Annotated in this window: 3 protein-coding genes; 1 reads left to right on the top strand and 2 read right to left on the bottom strand. The window is 34.1% G+C overall.

Going from position 1 to position 2,884, the window contains the following annotated elements:
* Positions 1–96 precede the first annotated feature (96 nt).
* Both CDZ78_RS17325 and CDZ78_RS17320 read right to left on the bottom strand, forming a co-directional pair.
* Positions 97–1,071, bottom strand: a complete 975-nt coding sequence (locus CDZ78_RS17325) for a BsuBI/PstI family type II restriction endonuclease (protein WP_087871109.1) — start codon at positions 1,069–1,071, stop codon at positions 97–99.
* A gap of 31 nt (positions 1,072–1,102) precedes the next feature.
* Positions 1,103–2,641 carry an Eco57I restriction-modification methylase domain-containing protein gene (locus tag CDZ78_RS17320; protein ID WP_087871108.1) on the bottom strand — a complete coding sequence of 513 codons (1,539 nt, stop codon included), beginning with the start codon at positions 2,639–2,641 and terminating at the stop codon, positions 1,103–1,105.
* Between the two features lie 128 nt (positions 2,642–2,769).
* On the opposite strand from CDZ78_RS17320, the gene CDZ78_RS23310 reads away from it, so the two are divergent.
* On the top strand, positions 2,770–2,884 hold a 115-nt coding region (locus CDZ78_RS23310; RefSeq protein WP_140414159.1), incomplete at its 3' end, for a transposase.

Genomic DNA, 2,884 nt, shown 5'->3' with positions numbered 1-2,884 from the left:
GGGTGAAAATTGGACTAAAATTCAGAGAGATACATTAATTATTATTTTAAATCAATCTGTTATGAGTTTAAATTACGCTGAGTAGTTACGATGGTTTTACCTTGGCCCCATAAATCTATCTCCATTAAAGTGGATCATATGATCAGGGTTTTCAGAAATCCAAACTTCTGTTTCCCATGCTATATCTGCTGCGTTTCTTCTAAATTCAGCTTTATCTTGGAATGCTGTTACATACACACGACCAACCGAACAGGAACTAAGAGCTTCTTCAAGTTCGTGCCATCTTTTCGGGGAAACAGGACCGTGACTAGTTACTGCTTCAATCATAAAAAGCCATTTTCTCTCTTCATCATAAACAACCACATCAGGAAGTTTGTCGTGACACATTGGCGGAACGCCTATTTTTTCAAGGTATTTGTTTTCTAATACCATTAATTTTCCACCTTCATTTCTACTGCTTGCTGTGTCTCCTATATAAAGGACGCGACCTCCTTTACCAACAAACCTTGGACAAAATTCATGGATAATATCTGCATGTAACTGATTATGCTTACCTGGTGATAGTTTTATCTTATTTCCATTAAGTAAAGTAATAGGTATTTTTTCCAGCTCTAGTTTACGTTCATAAATTTCTGTTAATTCTTTAAAGTTTCCTTTATATTCTGTAATAAATTTTCCCCATTCTCCCTCGGGAAACTCTTTTAATATTTTTAATATAGGATCATTTAAAGAGTAATTATTGTCTTTACTGTTTGTTGCCCTAGCTGGGTTGTCTCGGTTTCTATCAACCATCCTAGCCTGCCCAAACTGATGTAAAGTTTGTCTTCTGATTGTTTCTCTCGAATTAGGTTTGTAATCTTGCCCATAATGATCACGAATAAACTGCATAATTTCTACGGTTGGTAGTAAAGGTGATCTAGCGCTGTTCCAGCTATCGTGAGGTTTGATATTGGCAAGAGCAAGGAACACCCATGCTGATCTATCATTTTTTTGTTTTTTGGGCATGCCCAGAGCATTAAGAATTATTTTTGCTTGCTTTAACTTTTCATTCCTTTTTTCTTTAATATCCATAAGTTATTTATTTTATTTAAATTTTTTATACCTAAATATCATCAGAAAATAGTGCAATATTAACAATATTATTAATGACAGTTTGATTTTTATTATTTGCTTTTAAAATTGATTTACCTATCGCAATGATTTTTTCTTTTTCAGGTAACTTCATTAGTCTGATTTCAGTTGCGTTTACCTGTGTATTTCCTGAGACACATCTGAAATATTTATCAAAAAACGTTGAGTTTAGCAAGGATGCAAGGCCGTATGCTTCTTCTAGTTGAATCTCTCCTTCATTTATACCAATATAGTTTAGGTGATTTTCAAGTCCAATAAGTTCACCAGGTATGGTTTTTGGATCATAAACACTTGCAACTAATCTGCGTTTTTCATCTTTAGAGGAAAAACGTTTTAATATTACATAATTGTTGTTTTTTCTAGTGTGTTTTTCATGTCCTGGAGAGAGAATGAATCTAGCGTCTTTTTTATGCTCACCAGTCCATTCTACGTTTAGTAATTTTAAATTATGCATCCGCAAAAGAGGGACCGAGTTGTTGAGTTTGTTCTGGGTGATGAATTCCCTAGCTCTGTGCTCAACAATGGGGCCAGTTGAAATAAAATAACCTGATTCTTGAAAATCTATTGTCCAATTTTCGACTTTTTTTAGTATTTCACTATCTTCTTTTGATTCTGGGATTCTTGTCATATTGTGCTCATTAGTTCTATCTACTATGAATTCATAAGGGTAAACATTAGTTTCTGAGTTATTAATGTCAGACTCACAAGAGCTTGAGTAAATTGTTACTTTAGATGATTGATGAGATTTAACATATTTACAAATTACATTTTCTTGAAGAACTCCTGAGTTTTTAAATACTTTGTTTCTTGAGCTAAATATATGGATTTTTTCAAGGCTTAGTTTTTCAGATAAATAGCGTCTTAGTCCTTTAAAATAAAGACCGTTGGTAAAGCTTCTTGGGGTGATGCTTACCATTTGTCCATTAGGAGCTAAACAAGCTGATACGACAGCAAGGAAGGACGCGTAAATATTAGGATTTCCTTTGAAGAGGTCGGCCGTAGCACCACTGTAAGGTGAGTTTTTTGAGTTGTATTTAAAGTAAGGAGGATTGATAGATGAAAAATGAAAAGGTGCTTCTGTTTTATCAGGTCTTGATAAAATCAAGTCTTCCATTTTTGTTTCAAATGAAAAGGAACTATTATTTTTATTAAATAGTTCCTTTATGAGACTTAGGTTATGCGCAAGGTGAGTGATAACGTCCCGGTCTATTTCGTATAGAACTGCATGAACATTTTTATAGCCAAGATCAAGGCATCTTATCGCTAATGATCCTGTTAATATCCCTGCTCCAGCTCCTCCGTCTAATATCCTTATAGCATCAACTCCTTCTATTTTATCAATCATAGAAGCCATATAGTCAGACACTGCAGAGCCTGTAAAAAACTGCCCTAGCTCTTTGCGCTCAATACTTGTTTTAGAAGATAAAAACTTATCTTGGGTTGTACTAATACTATGAATGGTTCTGTCGCAATAATTATCAAAAGCACAGACCTCCTGGTCTTCAGGCATAACTATCCTGCTAAAGCCATAAACTGCTTATAAGCAGGAATATTATAATCCCCCAGCAAATCCAGACAAGAAATCAAAGCAATCTTATTCCAAATTAGTTACTATTTGTAAAAAATTGGAGTATTAAAATGAGCAGAAAAAGAACGGTCTACAGTGCTGAATTTAAAAGCAAGTTGGTATTAGAAGTTTTAAAGAATGAAAAAACACTGCAAGAAATTGCCAGTGCAAATAACATCACACCTA

It is taken from the genome of Bathymodiolus platifrons methanotrophic gill symbiont (assembly GCF_002189065.1).
Taxonomy (GTDB): domain Bacteria; phylum Pseudomonadota; class Gammaproteobacteria; order Methylococcales; family Methylomonadaceae; genus Methyloprofundus.
This window is presented reverse-complemented; position numbering and strand designations above follow the sequence as displayed.

Coding starts and splice junctions, on each gene's coding strand:
- CDZ78_RS17325 (WP_087871109.1), bottom strand. CDS start 1,071: ATGGATATTAAAGAAAAAAGGAATGAAAAGTTAAAGCAAGCAAAAATA.
- CDZ78_RS17320 (WP_087871108.1), bottom strand. CDS start 2,641: ATGCCTGAAGACCAGGAGGTCTGTGCTTTTGATAATTATTGCGACAGA.